The organism is Roseobacter sp. FCG-D35 (assembly GCF_033436665.1).
Taxonomy (GTDB): Bacteria; Pseudomonadota; Alphaproteobacteria; order Rhodobacterales; family Rhodobacteraceae; genus JAWQFO01.
On sequence record NZ_JAWQFO010000002.1, the window covers coordinates 228055 to 249230 of the forward strand.

Here is a 21176-nt window from a genome sequence, read left to right on the forward strand (position 1 = left end):
CGATGGATCTGCCGAGAAACGACTTCAAGGCGCGGCTGAAAAAGGGGCCGCATCTCGTGGGGATCTGGAACTCGATTCCCGGCAACACGGTGACTGAGATGCTCGCCGCGAGCGGCTTCGACTGGGTGCTCATCGACACCGAGCATTCCCCCATCGAGACCGCTGAGCTGTTGCCGGCGCTTCAGGCCGTGGCCGGCTATCCCGGCACCTCGGCGGTCGTGCGGCCCTATGCCAACGACACCGTGCTGATCAAGCGCGTGCTCGACATGGGCGCGCAAACGCTGCTGCTGCCCTATGTCCAGACCCGCGCCGAAGCCGAGGCCGCGGTCTCGGCAATGCGCTACCCGCCGCAGGGCGTGCGCGGCGTCGCCGGGCTGACGCGGTCCAGCCGGTTCGGGAAGATACCGGGCTATGCCAAACGCGCGTCGGAGGAACTGTGCCTGATCGTGCAGGCCGAGACCGTTCAGGCGATCGAGAACCTCGAGGCGATCGCGACCGTGGACGGGGTCGACGCGGTGTTCATCGGGCCCTCCGATCTCAGCGCGAGCATGGGATACCCCGGCGAACCCGATCATCCGGAGGTGCAGGCGAAGATGGAAGGTGCCTATGCGACGCTCAAGTCCCTCGACGTGCCCTTCGGCATCCTGTCGCTGAACGAGGAGGTCTGCGCCCGCGCGATGGCGCAGGGCGCGGCCTTCACGGCGGTCGGCGTCGATGCGGCGCTGCTGGGTCGCAGTGTCGATGCGCTGCGCGCGCGATTCCCGGCCGGATGACCGCGCCGCGCTACTGGATCGGCACCAGCTGGAAAATGAACAAGCTGCGTGCCGAGGCCGAGCTTTTCACCGCGGCACTTGCGAATTCCGAAGTGACCCGAGATCCGCGCATCCAGCGCTTCGTGATCCCGCCCTTTCCGCTGCTGCGCGAGGTGCGCCAGAGACTCGGCGACACCTCGGTTATGGTCGGTGCGCAGAACATGCACTGGGCCGACGCGGGCGCCTGGACCGGAGAGGTCTCGCCGCCGATGCTGGTCGATTGCGGCATGGACATCGTCGAACTGGGCCACTCGGAACGCCGCGCCCATTTCGGCGAGACCGACGAAACGGTGGGGCTGAAAGTCGAGGCGGCTGTGCGCCACGGGCTGGTGCCGCTGATCTGTATCGGCGAAAGCCTCGCCGCGCGTGAGGCCGGGCAGGCGCGGGGCGTGCTTGAGGCGCAGTTGCGTGGCGCGTTCGCGCGCCTGTCGGAGGATCAGACATCCGCGCCGATCCTTCTGGCCTATGAACCGGTCTGGGCGATTGGCGACGGCGGCGTGCCGGCGACGGCGGACTATGCCGATGAGCGCCATGCCGAGATCGCAGCGATCGCCAAAGAGCTTCTGGGGTCGCGCGTGCCTTGCCTTTACGGCGGGTCGGTGAATTCGCAGAACTGCGCCGAACTGATTCGCTGCCCTCATGTCGACGGGCTGTTCATCGGCCGTGCCGCCCGGGACGTCGAGGGTTACCTCGAAATTCTGTCGCGCTGTTCGGCGGTGATCTGAGGGCAGGGACGGGGCTAGAGACCGGCCTCGCGCGCTGCCGCGGCGAAAGCGCGGATCATGACGGCGGCGGATTCCGCCCCGGCGTCGACGTGGCCGACCGAGCGCGCGCCGAGTTTCTTCGACCGGCCGCGCCGGCTTTCCATATCGCGCGTGGCTTCGGCCCCATCCGCGGCACCCTCGGCTGCAGCCTCCAGGCACTCGGTGATGGTGCCGCCGTCCGAAAGCCGCGCCTTTGCCGCCTGGACCGCCGGACCCCAGGCGTCGACCATCGTCTTGTCGCCCGGCACGGCACCGCCACGATGCATGATGCCCGCGGACATGCCATCAAGCCAGGCCACCGTCGCGCCGGCATCGAGGTTGAGCCGGCCGGCCACCGCATCGCCGGCCGCCGAGAAGGCCGAGGCATAAAGCGGGCCCGCCGATGCGCCGACGGCGTCAAGAAAAGCCTGCGCCACGGTGCGGCATGTCTCGGCCGGCGGTGTCTGCGCGTCGGTGTTGTCCAGCGCCCCGAGAACCGCCTTCCAGCCGATCTCCATCGTCACGCCGTGGTCGCCGTCGCCGATGGCCCCGTCGAGTTCGCTCAGCCGGTCGCGCTCGGCAAAAATCGCCTCGGCCGCCGCTTCGAGCATCGTCCGGAAGATCGCGGGCGTCAGCGCGCCGTCGGTCATCAGCGCCGACCGGTCCGCTGACACCGCGGTCTGCGTTCCAGCCGTCGCGCGATGCGTGCGGGGGCCGGCGGATGCGACGTCGGACGCGCCGACGCGCAAGGCCGGGGTCTCGCAGGGATGGTCGAGCCATCTCTGAAGCTCCGGGTCAAGTTTCATCAGGGTGATCGACGCACCACCCATCTCGAGCGAGGTGCAATATTCGCCGACCCAGCTATGGTGGATTTCGACTTCCCGCTCCGCAAGCGTCTCGGCCAGACGGCGATGCAACAGGTAAAGCTCCAACAGCGTGGTCGAGCCCAGCCCGTTGACCAGCACCGCCACCTTGTCTCCGGCAGCGAGAGCCAGTTCCTCGAGGATCGGCGCCAGCAGCCGGTCGGTCACCGCGTCGGCGCTCTCTGCGGCGATGCGTTCGACGCCGGGCTCGCCGTGAATGCCCATGCCGATTTCCATTTCGCCGACGGGGATGTCGAAGTTGGCCTTGCCGGTCTGCGGCATCGAGCAGGGCGAAAGCGCCACGCCCATCGTGCGGGTGGCGTCGTTGGCGCGTTTCGCCGCCGCTTCGACTGCCTCCAGCGACAGCCCCAGATCGGCCGCGGCCCCGGCCACCTTGAAGACGAAAAAGTCACCGGCAATGCCGCGCCGTTCTTCGCTTTTCTCCAAAGGGGCCGAGGCGATGTCGTCGGTTACCACGAAGCTGCGCGCGGTGATCCCTTCCGTGCCGAGACCTTCCTCGGCCATGCCGAAGTTCATCACGTCGCCGGTATAGTTGCCGTAAAGAAAAAGCACGCCCGCGCCGCCGTCCGCGGCCCGGCCCGCATCCATGATCTGCGTCGGCGAGGGCGAGGCGAAGATGTTGCCGAGGGGCGCGGCATCCGCGAGACCGCGCCCGACATAGCCCGCGAAGGCCGGTTCGTGTCCCGAGCCGCCGCCGACGACGATGCCGACCTTGCCGTCGCGCGGACCGTTGCGGGCGACGATGGCGCGCCCGGTCTCGCCTTCGACGGTCAAGAGATGCGGATGCGCAGACACCATGCCGGCGATCAGTTCCTCGATCAGCGCCTCGGGGTCGTTGATCAGTTTGCGCTGTGTTTCGGCCATATGTTCCCCCCCGTGGTGTGCTGCACGGGAAAGCCTAGCAACCGTCCCTTGCCCTTGCCAGAGGCAAACACCGCGACGGCATTTGGGGCTTGAGGTCGCCGCCGCCTTGCTGATCTATGTCACCGGGGCGACAGAGCAGGGGGAGATCGCGACAGATGACACCGGAGACAGCAAACCCGGGCGCCGAGGATATCCTGCCGGATGATCCCGGCGCGCTACTGGTCGGGCGGGTCTGGTCCGAGACCGAGGGCGGACCCTGCCCGGTGCTGGTGCGCGACGGCGCGGTGCTGAACCTTTCGGGTCTCGCGCCGACGGTGTCGGGACTTTTCGAGCTCGACAATCTGGCGGACCGACTGTCAGGCGACTTTCCGGCCCTCGGCCCGCTTGACGGATACCTCGATGCAGGCGGCGGGCGCGGCAAGCTGGGCAGCCTTCTGGCGCCCTGCGACCTTCAGGCGGTAAAGGCGGCCGGGGTGACATTCGCGGGCTCGATGATCGAGCGCGTGATCGAAGAACGTGCCAAGGGCGATCCGGCAAAAGCCGACGCGCTGCGCCGCGAGATCGCCGAGGTTCTGGGCGGAAGCCTGCGCGGCGTCGTGCCGGGATCGGACAAGGCCGCCGCCGCCAAGACGCGCCTGCAGGAACTCGGGCTCTGGTCGCAGTACCTTGAGGTCGGGATCGGTCCCGATGCCGAGGTCTTCACCAAGTGCCAGCCGATGGCGGCGGTGGGCTGCGGCGCGGACATCGGGGTGCATTCCGCCTCGAAGTGGAACAACCCCGAGCCTGAAGTTGTGCTTGCCGTGAATTCGCGCGGCGAGATCCTCGGCGCGACCTTGGGCAACGACGTGAACCTGCGCGACGTCGAGGGCCGTTCCGCCCTGCTGCTCGGCAAGGCCAAGGACAACAACGGCTCGGCGGCGATCGGTCCGTTCATCCGGCTTTTCGACGACGGTTTCACGCTCGATACCGCCTCCGCACTGACTGTCGCGCTTGACATTCGCGGGGCCGACGACGGGTTCGAGCTGTCGGACGTGTCGCACATGACCGAGATCTCGCGCGCGCCGGCGGATATCGCGGCACAGACCTGCAACGCGAGCCATCATTACCCCGACGGGTTCGTCCTGTTTCTCGGGACCATGTTCGCGCCGACCAAGGACCGCGATGCGCCGGGGCAGGGTTTTACCCACCACGACGGCGACGTTGTCGCGATCTCGACGGCGCCGCTCGGACGGCTGGTCAACACGGTGCGCGCCTGCGACGCGATCCCGCCCTGGACCTTCGGAAGCCGCGCGTTGATGGAAAACCTGGCCGGACGGGGACTGCTATGACCGAGAAGAGACGCCTGCGCAGCCAGGACTGGTTCGACAACCCCGACCACGCCGACATGACCGCGCTCTACATGGAGCGGTTCATGAACTACGGGCTGACGCCGGAAGAGCTGCGCTCGGGCCGTCCGATCATCGGCATCGCGCAATCGGGCAGCGACCTGTCGCCCTGCAACCGGCATCACCTCGACCTTGCCAAGCGCACCCGCGAAGGCATCCGCGATGCCGGCGGGATCCCGATGGAATTTCCCTCGCACCCGATCTTCGAGAACTGCCGACGCCCGACCGCGGCGCTCGACCGCAACCTCGCCTATCTCGGGCTGGTGGAGATCCTGCACGCCTACCCGATCGACGGGGTGGTGCTGACCACGGGATGCGACAAGACCACGCCGGCGGCGATCATGGCCGCGGCGACTGTCGACATCCCGGCCATCGTGCTGTCGGGCGGGCCGATGCTCGACGGGCATCACGAGGGGCAACTCGCGGGCTCGGGCATGGCGATCTGGAAAGGGCGCAAGGCCTATGCCGCGGGCGAGATCGACAAGGAGGAATTCCTGCAGCAGGCGCTCAGCTCGGCCCCCTCGGTCGGGCATTGCAACACCATGGGCACCGCCTCGACGATGAATGGTCTCGCCGAGGCGCTGGGGCTGTCGCTGACGGGGTGTGCGGCGATCCCCGGAGCCTACCGCGAGAGGCACCAGATGGCCTATCGCACAGGGCGCCGCGCGGTCGAGATCGTTCACGAGGATCTGCGCCCGTCGAAAATCCTGACCCGTGACGCGTTCCTCAACGCAGTGCGGGTCAACTCGGCCATCGGCGGCTCGACCAACGCGCAGCCGCATCTGACGGCGATGGCGCAACATGCCGGGGTCACGCTGCAGCGTGAGGACTGGCAGGTCCACGGTTACGACATTCCGCTGCTCGCCGACGTGCAGCCCGCCGGCAAGTGGCTGTGCGAGGCCTATCACCGCGCCGGCGGCGTGCCCGCGATCATGTGGGAGTTGCTGCAGGCCGGCAAGCTCGACGGCGATTGCCTGACGATCACCGGCCGCAGTATGGCCGACAACCTCGAGGGGCGCGAGGCGCGCGACCGGGATGTGATTCGGCGCTACGACAACCCGATGATGGAGCGTGCGGGATTCCGGGTGCTGTCCGGTAATCTCTTCGACTTCGCGATCATGAAGACCTCGGTGATATCGGAAACTTTCCGCAAGCGCTATCTGTCCGAACCGGGACGTGAGAACGTCTTTCGCGCGCGCGCCGTGGTCTTTGACGGGTCCGAGGACTATCACGCGCGGATCAACGACCCCGACCTCGACGTCGATGCCGACAGCATCCTCGTGATCCGCGGCTCCGGCCCGTTGGGATGGCCGGGATCGGCCGAAGTGGTCAACATGCAACCGCCCGACAGGCTGCTGAAACAGGGCATCGCGAGCCTTCCGACGCTGGGCGACGGGCGCCAGTCGGGCACGTCCGACAGCCCCTCGATCGTGCATGCCTCGCCAGAAAGTGCCGCCGGTGGCGGTCTTGCGTGGCTGCGCACCGGAGACATGATCGAGATCGACCTCAACGAAGGCACCTGCAATGCGCTGGTGGACGCGGCCGAGATCGAGGCGCGCAAGGCACAAGGCGCACCCGAGACGCCAGAGGACCGCACGCCCTGGCAGCGCATCTACCGTGCCGAGGCAGGACAGCTTGCCGACGGGGCGACGATGAAATCCGCCGAGGGGTTCCACCGCATTGCCGCGAAGCTGCCACGCCACAACCACTGAGCGGGCCAGCGCCCTGTTTGCCACGGCACCCGCTCGGGAACAACCTCGATTTGCGAGGAGGAGGCGATGGGCCAGCCGGACCGCCGCTGCGGGATCTATTTCGACAAGCTCGAGCGCTGGCAGGATGTGGCGCGGGCCCTGCGTGGCGTCTTGCTCGACAGCCCGCTTGACGAAGCCTTCAAGTGGCGCAGTCCGGTCTACACGCTGGGAAAGGCCAATGTCTGCAACATCGGTGTCGCAAAGCCCTATTGCGCCATCGGCTTCTTCAAGGGCGTACTGATGCAGGACCCGGAGGGCCTTCTGGTCGCCCCCGGGGCGAACTCACGGGTGATCCGCATGGCGAAGTTCACCACCGCCGAAGAGGTCGCTGCGCAGTCCGGAACCCTCGGTCACCTGATCGCCGAGGCGGTGCGATTGGAAGAGGTGGGCGCGAAGATCGACCTGCCGAAGGACGACTTCTCCTACCCGGACGAATTGCGGCAGCAGATGGCGCAGGACGCCGAGCTAAAACGCGCCTTCGAGGCGCTGACCCCGGGCCGACAGCGCGGCTGGGTGCTGCATTTCGCGCAGCCGAAACAGTCCAAGACGCGCCTGTCGCGGATCGAAAAGGCCCGCGGCAGGATCCTCGACGGCAAAGGCATGCACGACCGATGAGTCTCAGAACGCGACCGTGTCTCCACCCTTGAGCGACAGGATCTCGCGCGCCTCGTCCGGCGTTGCAGCCGCCAGTCCCAGCCCCTCGATGATCTGCCGCACCTTGCGCACCTGCACGGCGTTCGAGGTCGCGAGCGTGCCCTTGCCGGCCCAGATGCTGTCTTCCAGCCCGACACGCACATTGCCGCCAAGGGCGGCCGCCTGCGCCGCGATGCGGAACTGGTTCGAGCCCGCGCCCAGCACCGACCAGCGGTAGTCGTCGCCGAACAGCCGGTCCGCCGTGCGCTTCATGTGCAGCACGTCCTCGGGGTGTGGCCCGATCCCGCCCAGAAGACCGAAGACAGATTGCACGAAGAACGGCGGCTTCACGAGCCCACGGTCGGCGAAATGCGCAAGATTGTAGAGGTGCGAGATGTCGTAGCACTCGAACTCGAACCTTGTGCCGTGGCCGTAGCAGGTTTCGAGAACATACGCGATGTCCTTGAACGAGTTGCGGAACACCAGATCGCGCGATCCTTCGAGGTGATCGCGCTCCCAGTCATGCTTGAAATCCTTGTACTTCTCCAGCAGCGGAAAGAGCCCGAAGTTCATCGAACCCATATTGAGCGAGGCGACCTCGGGCTGGAACTGCGCGGCGGGGCGCACGCGCTCCTTGACGCTCATGTAGGGGCTGCCGCCGGTGGTGATGTTCACCACCGCGTTCGTGCCCTGCTTGATGCGCGGCAGGAAACGCGCGAATCCCTCAGGCGTCTGGTCGGGCTTGCCGGTCTCGGGATCGCGGGCATGTAGGTGCAAGATCGCCGCTCCGGCCTCGGCCGCCGCAATCGCCTCGGCGGCGATCTCGTCCGGTGTCACCGGCAGGTGCGGCGTCATCGAGGGCGTGTGGATCGACCCTGTGATCGCGCAGGTGATGATGACCTTGCCGTTCTGTCCGCCCATGTCCCGTCCTCCTGTCGCGCCACCTTCCGCGATAGAGGCGACAATGCCAATCCCGGGCTCTTGCACTCGGGGACGCGCCGATGAAACCTTGCGGCGAATGTGGCGGGATGCGGGGCGACATGACGCGAAATGGCAATGACCGTGCGATGGAACGCGCGCTATATGAGGCGCTGCGCGGCGATGCCTTCTATGCTTCACTCGAAGCCGCCGCGGAGGATCCGGCGCGCGCGCACGAGGCGATGCTGGACTATTACACACTGTCGCTCGATGAGGCGCGCGGCTTCGGTCGGCTGGTGACCCTGCCACCGCCCGATGCCGGAGCCGCGCTGTGGTTTCCGCCGCTCGCGGATGATCGTGCGAGGGCCAAGGCTGAGGCGAAGCGTCGGGCCTTGGCAAAGGCGATGGGCGACGCGCCATTGCGGCTCTACGACGCGATCAACGCCTCGATGGCGCGCACCACGTCGACCGTCACCGAGCCGACCGATTGGTACTTGTCGATCCTTGGGGTCGACCCGGCGCAGCAAGGCCGCGGACTTGGGGCCGGTCTGCTGCGTCCGGTTCTGGAAGAGACGGACAGGGCAGGGGTGGCGACATATCTCGAAACCTTCACGCCACGAAACGAACCGTTCTACGAGCGTCTTGGTTACCGCTGCGCGGGGCGATTCGACGAGGCGGTTACAGGGGCGAGTTACGCCGTGATGCGTCGGCTCGCCGCGTAGCAGGGCCTCCAGGACACGCGAACATTCCGGACCGGGCGGCGTCTGCGGCCCCGGCTTGCATGGCGGATGGACATGCTCTAGGTCCGAAGCCGTGATGATCCGCGGTGCCGGATCGCCCGGATGACCAGATGTCCCCTGCCTTTCTTGCCGACCGGCTTGCCGCCTGCCTGCTGATCCTGCTGACCGGTCTCGTGACTGTCAGTGAATGGGGCGGCCCCTTGGCGACCTGGATGATCCCGTCCGTCACGCTCAGTGTCCTTCTGCTGCTTTCGCTTCGCGTGCGCCCGGCGCGACTTGCCTTCGTTGCGGTCGGCGTGCTGCTCACGGTGCTGCTGGCGTGGCGCGGGCAGGACTGGCAGGCGAACGCGACCAAGGGGCTGGGCTCGGCGGCCTTCATCGCCGCTTTCTTCACGGCACTGTCGACCCTTCGCAACGTGGCCGAGACCTCGCCCGCGATCCAGGCCGGGGGCACCTTTCTCGCCCTGCAACCGCCGGGACGGCGCTATGCCGCGCTGACCGTGGGCGGGCATCTTTTCGCGCTGCTTCTGAACTACGGCGCGATCTCCCTGCTTGGCGGACTGGCCTCGACCAGCGCGCGGGCCGAATCCGATCCCGAGATCCGGCGGCACCGCACCCGGCGCATGCTGCTGGCGATCCAGCGCGGCTTCATCGCCTCTTTGCCCTGGTCGCCGCTGGCCTTTGCAATGGCGATCACCACCGCGCTGATCCCCGGCGCGCGCTGGGCGGACGCGGTGGTGCCGGGCCTCGTGTCTGCTGCGATCATCACCGTCACCGGCTGGGCACTCGACACGATCTTCAAACCCCGGCTGTCGCACCCGCCGCCCGCGCGCGGCCCGGTCGAGGGCTCTTGGGCGCTGATGCTGCCCCTGTTGGGCCTGCTGGTCCTGCTGGGCATCAGCGTGAGCCTGCTGCACGCGGTGACCGGCGTCCGGGTCGTCGGCATCGTCATGCTCGTGGTTCCGGTCATCGCGCTGGCCTGGGCGCTGATCCAGGATCGGGGTAGTGCCTTGGACGGCGCGTTGCTTCGGCGGCTGGCGGGCTACATTGACCGCGACCTGCCGGGCTATCGCGGCGAGATCACGCTTCTGATGATGGCAGGCTACATCGGCACCGTCGGCGCGCCGCTGCTGGCGCCACTGGTCGCCGCCGCGGGCCTCCACCCCGAGGACCTGCCGGCCTGGCTTGTCCTTGCCGGGTTCGTCTGGCTGCTGCCTGTGCTGGGCCAGCTCGGGATGAACCCGATCCTCGCCGTGACGCTGATCGCGCCACTGATCCCGGAGGCCGCCGAAATGGGCGTCAGCCCCGCCGCGATCGTGACCGCACTGGCTGCGGGTTGGGCGGTCAGCGGCGTCAGCTCTCCGTTCACCGCGACCACGCTTCTGATCGGCTCCTTCGGCGGTGTCAGTGCTCTGCATGTCGGGCTGCGTTGGAACGGCGCCTACGTGATCGTGGTCGCCACGCTGCTGACGATCTGGGTTCTCGCCTTCGCCTTCCTGCTGTCCTGACATCGGGTGATGCGCTGCCGTGCGCGTGACATTGGACGGCGCACCTGTCTCACCCTAGGTTTACCGCGACAGCCGAGTGACGCTGCGGGAGGGACAGACGATGACGAAGCCAAGCCTGCGTGCGCCGGGTGCGATGGCCCCCTGCCGTCATATGCTAATGGTGTTGGCCTTTTCACTGCTTTGCCCGTCGGCCGAGGCGCAGGAGTTCTTCACCCTCAAGGGCCATGGCGGCCCGATCAAGGGCATCGCGACCGCGCCGGACGGTACGGTCCTCACGGCGAGTTTCGACAATTCCGTCGGCCTCTGGCGCGACGGAGAACCGTTTTGGCTGGAAGGTCACGCGGCGGCGGTCAACGCCGTGGTCTTTGCGGGCGGCACCCGTGTCGTCTCGGCGGGCGACGATTTCACCCTGCGTCTCTGGGATACCGAGGCCGGAACCGGGCGGGTTCTGGGCGAACATCTCGGCAAGATCATCCGGTTGGTGGTCTCACCCGATGGCGCCCGGGTCGCGTCTGCAAGCTGGGACGGTACCGCGCGGATCTGGTCGCTGGACGGGGAAGACGCTGAATTGGCGCTCGAAGGGCACGAAAGCGCGGTGAACGATGTCGCCTTCTCGCCGGACGGGACCCGTGTCTACACCGCCTCCGCGGACGGCACGATCCGGGTTTGGGACTCCACCACTGGCGCGGCAGAAGGACAGCTGGTGCGCCACGGCTTCGGCGTCAACGCGCTGGTGCTGGCGCCGGACGAAAGCTGGATCGCCTACGGCGCCGTCGATGGCGGCACGCGCGTCCTTTCGTTGCCCGAGGGTACCGCTGTGCAGGACTTCACGCTCGACCGCCGTCCGATCCTCGCCATGGCTCACAGCCCGCAGGCGCGGCGCATCGCCGTGGGGGACGCGCAGGGCTTCATCATGATGGTCGACACCGAAGGCTGGCGTATCTCCGAGGATTTCCGCGCCAGCCTGACCGGACCGATCTGGGCCCTGGCGTTCTCGTCGGACGGGCAGAACATCCATGCCGGCGGGCTCGACAACGCGATGTACAGCTGGCCCTTGGCCGGTCTCGACGCCGCCCAGGCGATGCCGGACGCGGAGCGCAGCTTTCTGACACCGCCCGAGGAGATGTCGAACGGCGAGCGTCAGTTCCAGCGCAAATGCTCGATCTGTCACACGCTGGGACCCGACGGCGCCCGCCGGGCGGGACCGAGCCTGCACGGGCTTTTCGGACGGGCCGCCGGTAGCCTTGACGGATACAGCTATTCCGACACGCTTGAGACCGCCGGCATCGTCTGGACCGACGAGACCATCGACAGGCTGTTCGACCTCGGTCCGGATCACTTCATTCCCGGCTCGAAGATGCCGATGCAGCGCATCACCGCGCCGCGCGACCGGCAGGATCTCATCGCCTTCCTGCGCGCGGCGACCGCCCCCTGAGGCCGGTCAGAGGCGCCGACCCTCGGCGTCAAACAGCATCGCTTGCGCGTCGTCCCAGTCGAGACCTGCGCGGCTGCCTTCTTCGGGGATCGGCGTTCCGGCGTCCTGGCGCACCGTGACCTGCGTGCCGTCCGCCATGCGCAGGTGCAGAAGCGTCTCGGCCCCCAGCGCCTCGGCATTGGCGATCTGCGCACGCACCCGCCCCGGTTCGGCCAGCCGCAGGTGTTCGGGGCGGATGCCGAGCTGCGCGCCCGCCGGGCCGGCGTCGAGCATGTCGGCATCGAGGAAGTTCGTCGGCGGCGAGCCGATGAACCCGGCCACGAAGGCGGTCTGCGGATCGGCGTAGACCTCGAGCGGCGCGCCGATCTGGTCGGCGCGACCGGCGTTCATCACGATCATTCGGTCCGCCAGCGTCATCGCCTCGATCTGGTCGTGCGTGACGTAAAGCGAGGTCACGCCCAGTTCGCGCTGTAGCGCCTTGATCTCGAGCCGCATCTGAACCCGCAGCTTGGCGTCGAGGTTCGACAGCGGCTCGTCGAAAAGAAACACCGCCGGCTTGCGCACGATGGCCCGTCCCATCGCGACCCGCTGACGCTGGCCGCCCGACAGCTCCCGCGGCTTGCGTTTGAGGAAAGGTTCGAGTTGCAGCAGCCGCGCCGCGGTCTCGACGCGCGCGGCAATCTCGGGCTTCGGCACCTTCGCGATCTTCAGCCCGTAGGCCATGTTGTCGAACACGCTCATGTGTGGGTAGAGCGCGTAGTTCTGAAACACCATTGCGATGTCGCGATCCATCGGCTCGACGTGGTTCACCGGCCTGCCGCCGATCTCGACCTCGCCGCCGGTGACCGTCTCGAGCCCTGCAACCATGCGCAGCAGCGTGGACTTGCCACAGCCCGAGGGGCCGACGATGACAATGAATTCGCCATCGGCGATCTCCATGTCGACGCCGTGGATCACCTCGGTCTTGCCGAAGGATTTTTTGAGGTCCTTAAGGGCTACGGTCGCCATTACTTCTCGCTTTCCACAAGTCCGCGGATGAAGAGCCGCTGCATCCCGATCACCACGATCACCGGCGGGATCATCGCGAGGATCGAGGTCGCCATGATCACCGGCCAGTCGGCGATGTCGTCGCCGCTGGGGAACATCTGCTTGATGCCCATGACGATGGTGTTCATTTCGGGGTCGGTGGTGATCAGGAGCGGCCAGAGATACTGGTTCCAGCCGTAGATGAAGAGGATCACGAAGAGTGCGGCGATATTGGTGCGGCTCATCGGCAGCAGGATGTCGAAAAAGAACCGCATCGGGCGCGCCCCGTCCACGCGCGCGGCCTCGGCGAGCTCGTCCGGCACCGTCATGAAGAACTGCCGGAAGAGGAAGGTCGCCGTGGCCGACGCGACCAGCGGCAGGATCAGCCCGGAATAGCTGTTGAGCATCCCGAAGTTGGCCGCGACCTCATAGGTCGGCACGATGCGCACCTCGACCGGCAGCATCAGCGTCAGGAAGATCAGCCAGAAGAAGACATGCCGGCCCGGAAAGCGGAAGTAGACGATGGCGAAGGCCGATAGCAGCGAGATGGCGATCTTGCCGAGCGCGATGCCAAGCGCCATGACCGCCGAGTTGAAGAGCATCACCGCGACCGGCGCGTTGATGCCCGAGACCAGCGCCTTGGAATAGTTGGCGATCAGCTGGTCGCCCGGCAGCAGCGGCATCGGCGGGCGCACGATTTCGGGTTGCGAGACGGTCGAGGCGACGAAAGCCAGCCAGATCGGGAAGAAGATGAAGGCGACACCGACGATCAGGCCCAGGTGCGTCAGCCAGTGCCCCGCGCCGCGCCGCTCGACCATGCCCTCTCGATCCGCCATCAATAGTGCACCCGGCGTTCGATGAACTTGAACTGCACCACGGTCAGCAACGAGACGATCACCAGCAGGATCACCGACTGCGCGGCGGAGGACCCGAGATCCTGCCCGACGAACCCGTCCGAGTAGACCTTGTAGACGAGGATCGTGGTGGCCTGCTGCGGGCCGCCGGCGGTGATCGTGTGGATGACGCCGAAGGTCTCGAAGAAGGCGTAGATGATGTTCACGACCAGCAGGAAGAAGGTGGTCGGCGAGAGCAGCGGAAAGACGATGGTGCGAAAGCGGGTCCAGAACCGCGCGCCGTCGATCGCCGCAGCCTCGATTACCGAGCGCGGAATGGCCTGCAGTCCGGCGAGGAAGAACAGGAAGTTGTAGCTGATCCGTCCCCAGGAGGAGGCCACGACGACAAGGCCCATCGCCTCGGCCTCGTTCAGAACGTGGTTCCAGTCATAGCCCAGCAGGCCGAGATACCAGGTGACCACGCCGACGCGGGTGTTGAACATGAAAAGCCAAAGCACGCCCGCAACCGCCGGGGCCACGGCATAGGGCCAGATCAGCAGGGTCCGGTAGGTGCCGGAGCCCTTGATCAGCCGGTCGGCGAGCACCGCAAGATAAAGCGCCACGGCCATCGAGACCACGGTCACGAGAACCGAAAAGACCGCCGTGGTCCAGAACGAGGCGCGGTAGTAGGGGTCGCTCAGGAGGTATTCAAAGTTGCCGAGGCCTACCCATTGCATCGAGAGGCCGAAGGGGTCGGGGATGAACAGCGATTGCCAGATTGCCTGGCCGGCGGGGTAGAAAAAGAAGACGGCGGTCACGAGAAGCTGCGGCAGCACCAGCAGGATCGGCAGCCAGATGCCCTTGAACGTGACCCGCTTTTCCAACCCTCGGACCTCCCGGCCTAAGCAGGCCGTGCCCGCCAAATCCGGGCGGGCACGGTAGGTTTCAGACCTGACGTATCAGTTCGACGCCTGCTCGAAACGACGGAGCAGCTGGTTGCCGCGCTCCGCCGCACTGTCGAGGGCGGCCTGCGCGTCCTTGTCGCCGGACCAGACGGCCTCGAGTTCCTCGTCGATGATCGTGCGGATCTGGTCGAAAGATCCCAGCCGCAGGCCCTTGGAATTCGCCGTGGGTTCCTTGGCGGTCATCTGCTCGACGGCGATGTCGGTGCCGGGGTTCTCGTCATAGAAGCCCTGTTCGCGCGTCAGGTCGCCGGCGGCCGAGGTGATCGGCAGGTAGCCGGTGTCCTGGTGCCACTTGGCCTGGATCTCTGGCGAAGACAGGAAGTTCAGGAAGGCCGCGACGCCTGCGTACTCCTCGGCTTCATGCCCTTCCATGACCCAGAGCGATGCGCCGCCGATGATGGTGTTCTGCGGCGCGCTGCCTTCGCCTTCCCAGTAGGGCAGGGGCCGCACGTCGAAATCGAACGTGGCCTCTGCCTTGATGCCCGCGTAGCCAGCCGAGCTTTCGGTGAAGAGCGCGCATTCGCCGGCCCGGAAATTCGCGCCGCCCTCGTTACGGCGTCCGGCATAGACGAACTTGCCGTCCTGCGCCCAATCACCCATCGCCTGCACATGCTTGACCTGCAGCGGGCCGTTGAGTTCGAGCTCGGTGTCGAGACCGGCAAACCCGTTGTCCTGAGACGCGAACGGCACATCATGGTAGGCCGACAGGTTCTCGAGATGGATCCAGCTTTGCCAGGCGGTGGTCATCGGGCAGTCGACGCCAGCTTCGTTGAGCTGGGTCAGCACCTCGCCCACCTTGTCCCAGGTCGACAGGTCGGTGTCGGGGTCGATCCCGGCTTCTTCGAGCTTGTCGCGGTTGACCCAGAGCACCGGGGTCGACGAGTTGAACGGCATCGACAGCATCTCGCCATCGGTGGTGGTGTAGTAGCCCTTGACCGAGCCGATAAAGGCGTCGGGGTCGAACTCGGCACCGGCGTCGGACATCACCTCGTAAACCGGCTTGATCGCGCCCTTAGCGCCCATCATGGTTGCCGTGCCAACCTCGAAGACCATCAGGATGTGCGGCTGCTCGCCGGCGCGGAAGGCGGCGATGCCGGCGTTCAGGGTCTCGGAATAGTTGCCCTTGTGCGCTGCGTTCACCGCGTAGTCCGACTGGCTGCCGTTGAAGGTCGCGACCTGCTCGTCGACGAGTTCACCGAGACGCCCGGTAAATGCGTGCCAGAATTCGATCTGCGTCTGCGCCGCGGCAGACTGTGCGAGGCCCAGAATAGCGGCGGCGGCCAGGAACGATGTCGAATGCTTCATGTTGTCTCTCCCATGACAGGTTATTGATACATCAAAAGGCCTTGGCCCTGCGGGCGGACCTTTCCGCAGCCTTCTGCGCGGTCAACGTGACAGCTGCGTGTCACGTCTCCTCCTCTTACCGCACGGAAGGATCCATCGGCTTCCCCGAAGCCGGGGAAGCGGGGTGTCGGGAAATCGGCGGCCCTATGGCGCACCGGTGTCGCGCTGGCGCGAACTGGTACACCGCCGGCATCGGCAGAGTGCCGGGCGCGAAGAATATCACAGTCTGCCGGTCCGACCTTGGTCACGATCTGTCCCGTTCCACCCTGCCTCAGCATCATGGCATAGCGGCGCATTTGCAAACGATGATTGCAGGCAAAGTCCGCACACAGGGGCAGGCGCGGCGCAGCCGCCGATCAGCGGGTAGGCCGGGCTACTTGATCGGCGGCCCGGCAAACGCGAACTCGCTTGGTGCAGGCTCGGTGCGTCGTCAGAGGGCGTCGAAACCCGTCGCGTCGATATCGGCGACCGCGTCCTCGCCGACGGATTGCAGACGGTCATCGGACGACTGGTAGCCGCTGTCCGGCGGGGTGCAGGCCGCGAGGGCCGTCAGCATAAGCGCGATGGCTGCAAATCGTGTCACGTCGGTCTCTCCGTTGGCATGTTCGAAGTGTTCCAAGGCCTACCGCGAGGCTTGCGCAGCCGGAACCGGCATGACGGCAGCCTCTTGCCGAGACTGGACGGGATCAAGCGCATCCGACGTGCCCGCGATCTCGAGGATCAGCTTCCGGCGCACGGTGTCGGCGAAACTTGCCCGGTTCTCGGCGGTGACCATGAAGGCCCCGGGTCCGCCAATGATCCGCTCACGATACTCTTCCTCGAGGTTCGCGCCCGCGCGCCGTCCGTCCTCGGGGCGCAGGATCGGCAGCGCGTTGATCGTGATCCCGGCCGCAAGCACCTCGGCGCGCGCCTCGGCGATGCCGGGACCCGACGAATTGCGGATGCTGTCGCCGGAAAAGTCGATGACGGCGCGCGGCGCGAAAATGTCGTTGCGCTCGATCAGGCGCTTGCCGTCGAGAAGGGCCGCGCCGATCGCATTGCTCCCGTAGGCCTGGCGCGGCGGACCGATCAGAGCCCGCGCAAAAGCCTCGGCACTTTCGGGGCCGTCGACGATCATCCAGTCGACCACGACTGCAGTGTTTGTCGCCCATTCGACGTAGGTCACTGCAATCGACCCGTAGGTGGAGGTGCGAATGGCGTCGAGTACCTGCGGGTCGGTCATCGCCTGCGCGTATCCCTGCCGCTGGAAGGCAAGTTCCTCCTCGTCGATCGAGCCGGAGGCATCCGCCAGCAGGACCAGCTCCAGGCCGGTTTCGCGCTGCGTCTGCGCTGCCGCGGGGGAGGCGGCAAAGCTGCACAGGATCAGCAGGTAGGTCGCGACACGCGGCATGAGATCAAGCTTAGGATGACGGGCGAGCGTGACAAGGGCGCGGCTGCGGCGACATCGCCTTGCCCCCATGTACGGAACCAAGCATGGGGCGCCCCGGACCTGGCCGGTCGCTTGGCGAAAGCGCTTGTTTGACCCCTCGCCCGGAAGGCATACCTGCGCAGGGCGACATGGGCGGGATGGCCTGCCGCAGGCTCGCCCGGATGCGAGGAGAGCACATGACCGCGAAAAGACCGGACGTCGGCGCGCCGATTGGCGAATTCACCTTCGAAACCGTGAACGGGAACAACCCGGTGACCGTCGGCACCCGCAAGGAGCGCTGGACGATGCTGTTCGTCTACCGCGGGCGGCATTGCCCGCGCTGCAAGCGCTTCCTGGGCAAGCTCGACGCGATGCTGCCGCAATGGACCGATGTGATGGACGTCGTGGTGGTCTCTGCCGACGACCGCGAGAAGGCGCAGGCCGACCGCGACGAGTTCGGCTGGAGCTTCGATCTCTGCTACGGGCTGACCGAGCCGCAGATGCGCGACCTCGGGCTTTACGTCTCCGAGCCGCTTTCGGAGGCCGAGACGACACACCGGTTCGCGGAACCCGGAGCCTTCGCGATCCGTCCCGATGGAACGCTCATGCTGGTCGACATCTCCAACGGCCCGGCCGCACGGCCCGATCTCGACGAGCTGCTGGACGGTATGAAGTTCAACATCGACAAGGACCGTCCCGTTCGCGGCACCGCCTGACACTATGGGCGCTAACATCGCCGGTCGGAGCCGATACCGCTCCGGCCGGAGTTGGTCGATGGCATGCCATGGTCATGGCCGCTCTGAATGGCGTTTATGGGTGCAGAAGAATTTGGGTGGTGCCGCTGAAGGGACTCGAACCCCCGACCCCATCATTACGAATGACGTGCTCTACCAGCTGAGCTACAGCGGCCCCGGGACCCGGACAGGTGCGGGCGACGCGAGGCGGTCCGTTGAATGGCCGCGTTCACGCTGCGCGGCTTTTATCCGGCAACGCCTAGGCGTGCAAGACGATTAGTCGGGTGATTTGCACTTGGTGCCGCGCCGCTTCTGAAGGCTCCGATCTGCTGCGAGCGCGCGGTATCAAAGCTGTGCGAGAAGGGGCGCGCGGTTCCAACTGTCCCTGCTGGAGGTCGGCTACTTGGATCGGGAGCGACGAGCCGGGAGATTGCGAGGGACTGCGCGCAGCGCAACGCATGGCGTTCGCAAGTCTTGCGCCGTGCCAATCAGGTGCGTGACTGACATGTGTCCGCGCCCTCGGTCGGATCTCAGGCGCGCTTCTTTTCGGCGTGGATGAGCCAGAGGTTCCGGATGTAGATGAACAGCCCCATCGATTGGCCCAGGATGAAGACCGGGTCCTTGCGATAGAGCGCGTAGGTGAAGAGGATCAGTCCACCCCCGACCGAAAAGTACCAGAAGGCCAGCGGGATGATCGAGCGGCGTTCGCGCTCGGAGGCGATCCACTGGACGAGAAAGCGCGCCGTGAACATCAGTTGACCGAAGAGGCCGAACATAACCCACCAGAATTCGACCCAGCTGTCGACCTGCAGGAATTCGAGGATCGCGTTCATTCTTCGTGCCTTTCTTCTTCTTTGATCCGTGGCTTCTTGGCCCGTCTCAGCAGCCACAGCACCCCGAGCAGGTCGACCGCCCCGACCAGGCCGCGCTGCCAGTTGGAGTATTTCGACTGACCCTCGACCCGGGGCCGGTGGCTCACGTCGACATGCGCAACGTCGTAGCCGGCACGCTTGAAGAGCGCCGGAAGATAGCGGTGCATGTGATCGAAGTAGGGCAGGTCGAGGAAAGCGTCACGCCGGAAGGCCTTGAGCCCGCATCCGGTGTCGCGGGTGCCATCGTTCAGAAGCCGCGCCCTGAGACCGTTGGCGAATTGTGAGGCGAGCTTTTTCGACACCGTGTCCTGGCGCCCGACACGTTGCCCCGCCACAAGACCCAGCGTGGCGGGCGCACTTTCGGCCAGAAGTGGCGCGCAGAGGTTAGGCAGTTCCTCGGGCGGGTTCTGCCCGTCGCCATCGAGCGTGCAGACGATGCGCCCACGGGAATGGGCGACCCCGGTGTGGACCGCGGCGCTTTGCCCGCCGCTGCGATCATGGCGCACCAGCCGGATCCGCGGATCGCCCTTCATGCGCGTTGCGACGACCTCGGTGGAGGCGTCCGTCGAGCCGTCGTCGACGACGACGACCTCGAAATCCGGGCCGGGGGCGCAGGTCTTGACAATGCCGTCGATGAGCGGCCCGATGTTGCCGGCCTCGTTCTTTATCGGCACAACGATGGAGATCTCGGTCATGAACTGGCTCTTATCGAGAACGGACGTCGGAATGGCTGCGTCAGACGGATCAGCGGCGGAAAGGCATCGGACCTCCGGACAGCCGGCGCAAACGCAATACAGAGGGATCGCCGGGGCCGCAATCCCGGCCACGGGTCGGCACGCCGGATGACCGGACGGCGTTTCTGGCCCGGTCTGATCCTTGCCTATTTCACCTTCCACACCGTCTACCGCGCGCTGCTGGGCGGCGGGCTCGGCCTCGACGAGGCCGAGATGTTCCTTCAGGCACAGGAGTTCCGCTGGGGATACGGTCCGCAGCTTCCGCTCTACGGATGGCTGCAGCACACGGTTTTTCTTGTCGCGGGACCGTCGCTGTTCAGCCTGTCGCTGTTCAAGAACGCCTTGCTTTGCGGCATGGTATTGACGCTCTACGGCATCCTGCGCACGCGCTTTATTCCGATGACCGCGGGCCCGGTGGCGCTTTCGCTGCTGCTCTTGCCGCAGATCGCCTGGGAAAGCCAGCGCTCGCTGACCCATTCGGTGCTCGTCAGCCTCTGCGCCATGCTCTGCCTGGCGGCTCTATGGTGGATCGCGCGGCGGCCCTCGACGGCGGGGTTCGTCTGCCTCGGGCTCGTGCTCGCGGCCGGGGGGCTCGCCAAGTACAACTTCTACCTGATGCCCGCCGCAGCGGCGCTGGCCATCCTGAGCTTGCCAGACATGCGGGAAAGCTTCCGCGACAAGCGCCTGATCCTGTCCCTCGTGATCGCCGCTCTTCTGCTGGCATGGCCTTATTGGTGGATCTACCAGAATCCGCAACTGGCCTTCGCTACGGCGACCAAGCTGCGCGTCGAAGAGCACCTGAGCTTGCTAACGCGCGCGGCCAAGGGCCTGCTTGCGATCGGCGCGGGGACGCTCAACTTCCTGCTGCTGCCCACCGTCGTGGTCGGCGCACTCTGGGGGTTCCGCCGCAACGGCCAGACGGCGCCTCCCAATGACCTCGAACGTCTTTTGCGCCGCACGGTGCTCTTCGGGATGGTGTTGCTCGCCGTCGCGATCGTGCTGGCGGGGGGGACGAACTTCCGCGACCGATGGCTCCAGCCGTTGCTGATCTTCTCGGCGCCAGCGCTTGTGCTCTGGCTGCTGCCGCGCCTGACCGGGCAGGGACGGCGGGCACTCTTGCGGGTCTACGGGGTCATCGCGGCGGTGGTGGTCTTGGGTTTGCCGGTGCATTACTTCCGGAACGATGCCGATGTCGCGGCCCCCTTCCCGACGCTCGTGCCGCAGATGGAGGCCTATCTGCAGACGCCGGAGACCGCGATCATCGCGCATCAATGGCTGGCCGGGAACATCCTCTACGTGGCGCCGCACCTGACGCTGATCAACGAGGCCTACGCCGAGGTGCGTCCCGATCCAGACGGCGACTACGTGCTGGTCTGGAAAGAGGACGATCCGGCCGAGGGCGCGCGGCGGCTGGCCGAGTATTTTCCCGACCGTCCTGGCTGGAGCCTTGTCGATCACAAGGTCCTGCGCGCCCCGTTCCGGTTCGACGCGGACGAGATCATGACCTTGTCCATCGCCCGCGTGGCAACCCGCTGATCTTCGCGTGAAGGTTGCATTTTGCGGTGCCGGTGGTAGTTCTGGTGCAGC

Annotated in this window: 20 protein-coding genes and 1 tRNA gene; 10 read left to right on the forward strand and 11 right to left on the reverse strand. The window is 66.4% G+C overall.

Annotation, left to right across the window (positions count from 1 at the left end; all coding sequences use genetic code 11):
* Positions 1-2 precede the first annotated feature (2 nt).
* Together R5H30_RS05250 and R5H30_RS05255 are read left to right on the forward strand one after the other, a co-directional pair.
* On the forward strand, positions 3-773 hold the full coding sequence (locus R5H30_RS05250) for an HpcH/HpaI aldolase family protein (RefSeq protein WP_318327017.1): 771 nt from the start codon (positions 3-5) through the stop codon (positions 771-773).
* The gene (locus R5H30_RS05255) at positions 770-1537 is read left to right on the forward strand and encodes a triose-phosphate isomerase (protein WP_318327018.1); all 768 of its coding nucleotides are present in this window, start codon (positions 770-772) and stop codon (positions 1535-1537) included. Before R5H30_RS05250 ends, R5H30_RS05255 begins: the two co-directional genes overlap by 4 nt.
* 14 nt (positions 1538-1551) lie before the next feature.
* Here R5H30_RS05255 and dhaL read toward each other — a convergent pair whose 3' ends face one another.
* Positions 1552-3303: a dihydroxyacetone kinase subunit DhaL gene (dhaL, locus tag R5H30_RS05260; protein WP_318327020.1), complete on the reverse strand. Its 1752-nt coding sequence runs from the start codon at positions 3301-3303 to the stop codon at positions 1552-1554.
* Between the two features lie 155 nt (positions 3304-3458).
* Here dhaL and R5H30_RS05265 point away from each other — a divergent pair, with 155 nt between their 5' ends.
* From R5H30_RS05265 to R5H30_RS05275, 3 genes are all read left to right on the forward strand, one after another.
* Positions 3459-4631 carry a fumarylacetoacetate hydrolase family protein gene (locus tag R5H30_RS05265; RefSeq protein ID WP_318327021.1) on the forward strand — a complete coding sequence of 391 codons (1173 nt, stop codon included), beginning with the start codon at positions 3459-3461 and terminating at the stop codon, positions 4629-4631.
* Positions 4628-6400 (forward strand): IlvD/Edd family dehydratase, encoded by a 1773-nt coding sequence (locus R5H30_RS05270; protein ID WP_318327022.1) that lies wholly within the window; start codon positions 4628-4630, stop codon positions 6398-6400. Before R5H30_RS05265 ends, R5H30_RS05270 begins: the two co-directional genes overlap by 4 nt.
* Positions 6401-6466: 66 nt before the next feature.
* The gene (locus R5H30_RS05275) at positions 6467-7054 is read left to right on the forward strand and encodes a YdeI/OmpD-associated family protein (protein ID WP_318327023.1); all 588 of its coding nucleotides are present in this window, start codon (positions 6467-6469) and stop codon (positions 7052-7054) included.
* A gap of 3 nt (positions 7055-7057) precedes the next feature.
* On the opposite strand, the gene kce is transcribed toward R5H30_RS05275, so the two are convergent.
* Positions 7058-7993, reverse strand: a complete 936-nt coding sequence (gene kce / locus R5H30_RS05280) for a 3,5-dioxohexanoate:acetyl-CoA acetone transferase (protein ID WP_318327024.1) — start codon at positions 7991-7993, stop codon at positions 7058-7060.
* Positions 7994-8139: 146 nt separating this feature from the next.
* Here kce and R5H30_RS05285 point away from each other — a divergent pair, with 146 nt between their 5' ends.
* The 3 genes from R5H30_RS05285 (at position 8140) to R5H30_RS05295 (ending at position 11673) form a co-directional block, all read left to right on the forward strand.
* Positions 8140-8712 carry a GNAT family N-acetyltransferase gene (locus R5H30_RS05285; RefSeq protein WP_318327025.1) on the forward strand — a complete coding sequence of 191 codons (573 nt, stop codon included), beginning with the start codon at positions 8140-8142 and terminating at the stop codon, positions 8710-8712.
* A 128-nt stretch (positions 8713-8840) separates the two neighbouring features.
* Positions 8841-10238 carry a hypothetical protein gene (locus R5H30_RS05290; protein WP_318327026.1) on the forward strand — a complete coding sequence of 466 codons (1398 nt, stop codon included), beginning with the start codon at positions 8841-8843 and terminating at the stop codon, positions 10236-10238.
* Positions 10239-10338: 100 nt separating this feature from the next.
* Positions 10339-11673, forward strand: a complete 1335-nt coding sequence (locus R5H30_RS05295; protein WP_318327028.1) for a c-type cytochrome — start codon at positions 10339-10341, stop codon at positions 11671-11673.
* A 6-nt stretch (positions 11674-11679) separates the two neighbouring features.
* Here the strand turns inward: R5H30_RS05295 and ugpC are convergent, their stop codons facing one another.
* The 6 genes from ugpC to R5H30_RS05325 all read right to left on the reverse strand — a co-directional run bounded on the left by ugpC (position 11680) and on the right by R5H30_RS05325 (position 17231).
* Positions 11680-12681, reverse strand: coding sequence for a sn-glycerol-3-phosphate ABC transporter ATP-binding protein UgpC (gene ugpC, locus R5H30_RS05300; RefSeq protein WP_318327029.1), 1002 nt, complete (start codon positions 12679-12681; stop codon positions 11680-11682).
* The gene (ugpE, locus tag R5H30_RS05305; RefSeq protein ID WP_318327718.1) at positions 12681-13517 is read right to left on the reverse strand and encodes a sn-glycerol-3-phosphate ABC transporter permease UgpE; all 837 of its coding nucleotides are present in this window, start codon (positions 13515-13517) and stop codon (positions 12681-12683) included. The genes ugpC and ugpE overlap by 1 nt, the downstream gene beginning before the upstream one ends.
* A 17-nt stretch (positions 13518-13534) precedes the next feature.
* On the reverse strand, positions 13535-14416 hold the full coding sequence (gene ugpA / locus R5H30_RS05310) for a sn-glycerol-3-phosphate ABC transporter permease UgpA (protein WP_318327031.1): 882 nt from the start codon (positions 14414-14416) through the stop codon (positions 13535-13537).
* A gap of 75 nt (positions 14417-14491) precedes the next feature.
* Positions 14492-15802, reverse strand: a complete 1311-nt coding sequence (gene ugpB / locus R5H30_RS05315; protein WP_318327032.1) for a sn-glycerol-3-phosphate ABC transporter substrate-binding protein UgpB — start codon at positions 15800-15802, stop codon at positions 14492-14494.
* Between the two features lie 469 nt (positions 15803-16271).
* The gene (locus R5H30_RS05320; protein ID WP_318327033.1) at positions 16272-16424 is read right to left on the reverse strand and encodes a hypothetical protein; all 153 of its coding nucleotides are present in this window, start codon (positions 16422-16424) and stop codon (positions 16272-16274) included.
* Between the two features lie 39 nt (positions 16425-16463).
* A complete protein-coding gene (locus R5H30_RS05325; protein WP_318327035.1) occupies positions 16464-17231 on the reverse strand; it encodes a DUF1194 domain-containing protein in 768 nt (255 codons plus the stop codon).
* Positions 17232-17446: 215 nt separating this feature from the next.
* Between R5H30_RS05325 and R5H30_RS05330 the strand changes: the two genes are divergently transcribed.
* Positions 17447-17965, forward strand: coding sequence for a redoxin domain-containing protein (locus tag R5H30_RS05330; protein WP_318327037.1), 519 nt, complete (start codon positions 17447-17449; stop codon positions 17963-17965).
* A gap of 117 nt (positions 17966-18082) precedes the next feature.
* Here the strand turns inward: R5H30_RS05330 and R5H30_RS05335 are convergent.
* The 3 genes from R5H30_RS05335 to R5H30_RS05345 form a co-directional block, all read right to left on the reverse strand.
* A tRNA-Thr gene (locus R5H30_RS05335) sits at positions 18083-18158 on the reverse strand.
* Between the two features lie 355 nt (positions 18159-18513).
* Positions 18514-18816, reverse strand: a complete 303-nt coding sequence (locus R5H30_RS05340) for a lipid-A-disaccharide synthase N-terminal domain-containing protein (protein ID WP_318327038.1) — start codon at positions 18814-18816, stop codon at positions 18514-18516.
* A complete protein-coding gene (locus R5H30_RS05345; RefSeq protein ID WP_318327039.1) occupies positions 18813-19550 on the reverse strand; it encodes a glycosyltransferase family 2 protein in 738 nt (245 codons plus the stop codon). Before R5H30_RS05345 ends, R5H30_RS05340 begins: the two co-directional genes overlap by 4 nt.
* A gap of 147 nt (positions 19551-19697) precedes the next feature.
* Between R5H30_RS05345 and R5H30_RS05350 the strand changes: the two genes are divergently transcribed.
* Complete coding sequence (locus R5H30_RS05350; protein ID WP_318327040.1) at positions 19698-21125, forward strand: ArnT family glycosyltransferase; 1428 nt, start codon at positions 19698-19700, stop codon at positions 21123-21125.
* Positions 21126-21176: the final 51 nt, after the last annotated feature.

What these genes read in the sequence shown, in the direction of transcription:
- R5H30_RS05250 (WP_318327017.1), top strand. Translation starts at nt 3, where the DNA reads ATGGATCTGCCGAGAAACGACTTCAAGGCGCGGCTGAAAAAGGGGCCG.
- R5H30_RS05255 (WP_318327018.1), top strand. Translation starts at nt 770, where the DNA reads ATGACCGCGCCGCGCTACTGGATCGGCACCAGCTGGAAAATGAACAAG.
- dhaL (WP_318327020.1), bottom strand. Translation starts at nt 3,303, where the DNA reads ATGGCCGAAACACAGCGCAAACTGATCAACGACCCCGAGGCGCTGATC.
- R5H30_RS05265 (WP_318327021.1), top strand. Translation starts at nt 3,459, where the DNA reads ATGACACCGGAGACAGCAAACCCGGGCGCCGAGGATATCCTGCCGGAT.
- R5H30_RS05270 (WP_318327022.1), top strand. Translation starts at nt 4,628, where the DNA reads ATGACCGAGAAGAGACGCCTGCGCAGCCAGGACTGGTTCGACAACCCC.
- R5H30_RS05275 (WP_318327023.1), top strand. Translation starts at nt 6,467, where the DNA reads ATGGGCCAGCCGGACCGCCGCTGCGGGATCTATTTCGACAAGCTCGAG.
- kce (WP_318327024.1), bottom strand. Translation starts at nt 7,993, where the DNA reads ATGGGCGGACAGAACGGCAAGGTCATCATCACCTGCGCGATCACAGGG.
- R5H30_RS05285 (WP_318327025.1), top strand. Translation starts at nt 8,140, where the DNA reads ATGGAACGCGCGCTATATGAGGCGCTGCGCGGCGATGCCTTCTATGCT.
- R5H30_RS05290 (WP_318327026.1), top strand. Translation starts at nt 8,841, where the DNA reads ATGTCCCCTGCCTTTCTTGCCGACCGGCTTGCCGCCTGCCTGCTGATC.
- R5H30_RS05295 (WP_318327028.1), top strand. Translation starts at nt 10,339, where the DNA reads ATGACGAAGCCAAGCCTGCGTGCGCCGGGTGCGATGGCCCCCTGCCGT.
- ugpC (WP_318327029.1), bottom strand. Translation starts at nt 12,681, where the DNA reads ATGGCGACCGTAGCCCTTAAGGACCTCAAAAAATCCTTCGGCAAGACC.
- ugpE (WP_318327718.1), bottom strand. Translation starts at nt 13,517, where the DNA reads ATGGTCGAGCGGCGCGGCGCGGGGCACTGGCTGACGCACCTGGGCCTG.
- ugpB (WP_318327032.1), bottom strand. Translation starts at nt 15,802, where the DNA reads ATGAAGCATTCGACATCGTTCCTGGCCGCCGCCGCTATTCTGGGCCTC.
- R5H30_RS05325 (WP_318327035.1), bottom strand. Translation starts at nt 17,231, where the DNA reads ATGCCGCGTGTCGCGACCTACCTGCTGATCCTGTGCAGCTTTGCCGCC.
- R5H30_RS05330 (WP_318327037.1), top strand. Translation starts at nt 17,447, where the DNA reads ATGACCGCGAAAAGACCGGACGTCGGCGCGCCGATTGGCGAATTCACC.
- R5H30_RS05340 (WP_318327038.1), bottom strand. Translation starts at nt 18,816, where the DNA reads ATGAACGCGATCCTCGAATTCCTGCAGGTCGACAGCTGGGTCGAATTC.
- R5H30_RS05345 (WP_318327039.1), bottom strand. Translation starts at nt 19,550, where the DNA reads ATGACCGAGATCTCCATCGTTGTGCCGATAAAGAACGAGGCCGGCAAC.
- R5H30_RS05350 (WP_318327040.1), top strand. Translation starts at nt 19,698, where the DNA reads ATGACCGGACGGCGTTTCTGGCCCGGTCTGATCCTTGCCTATTTCACC.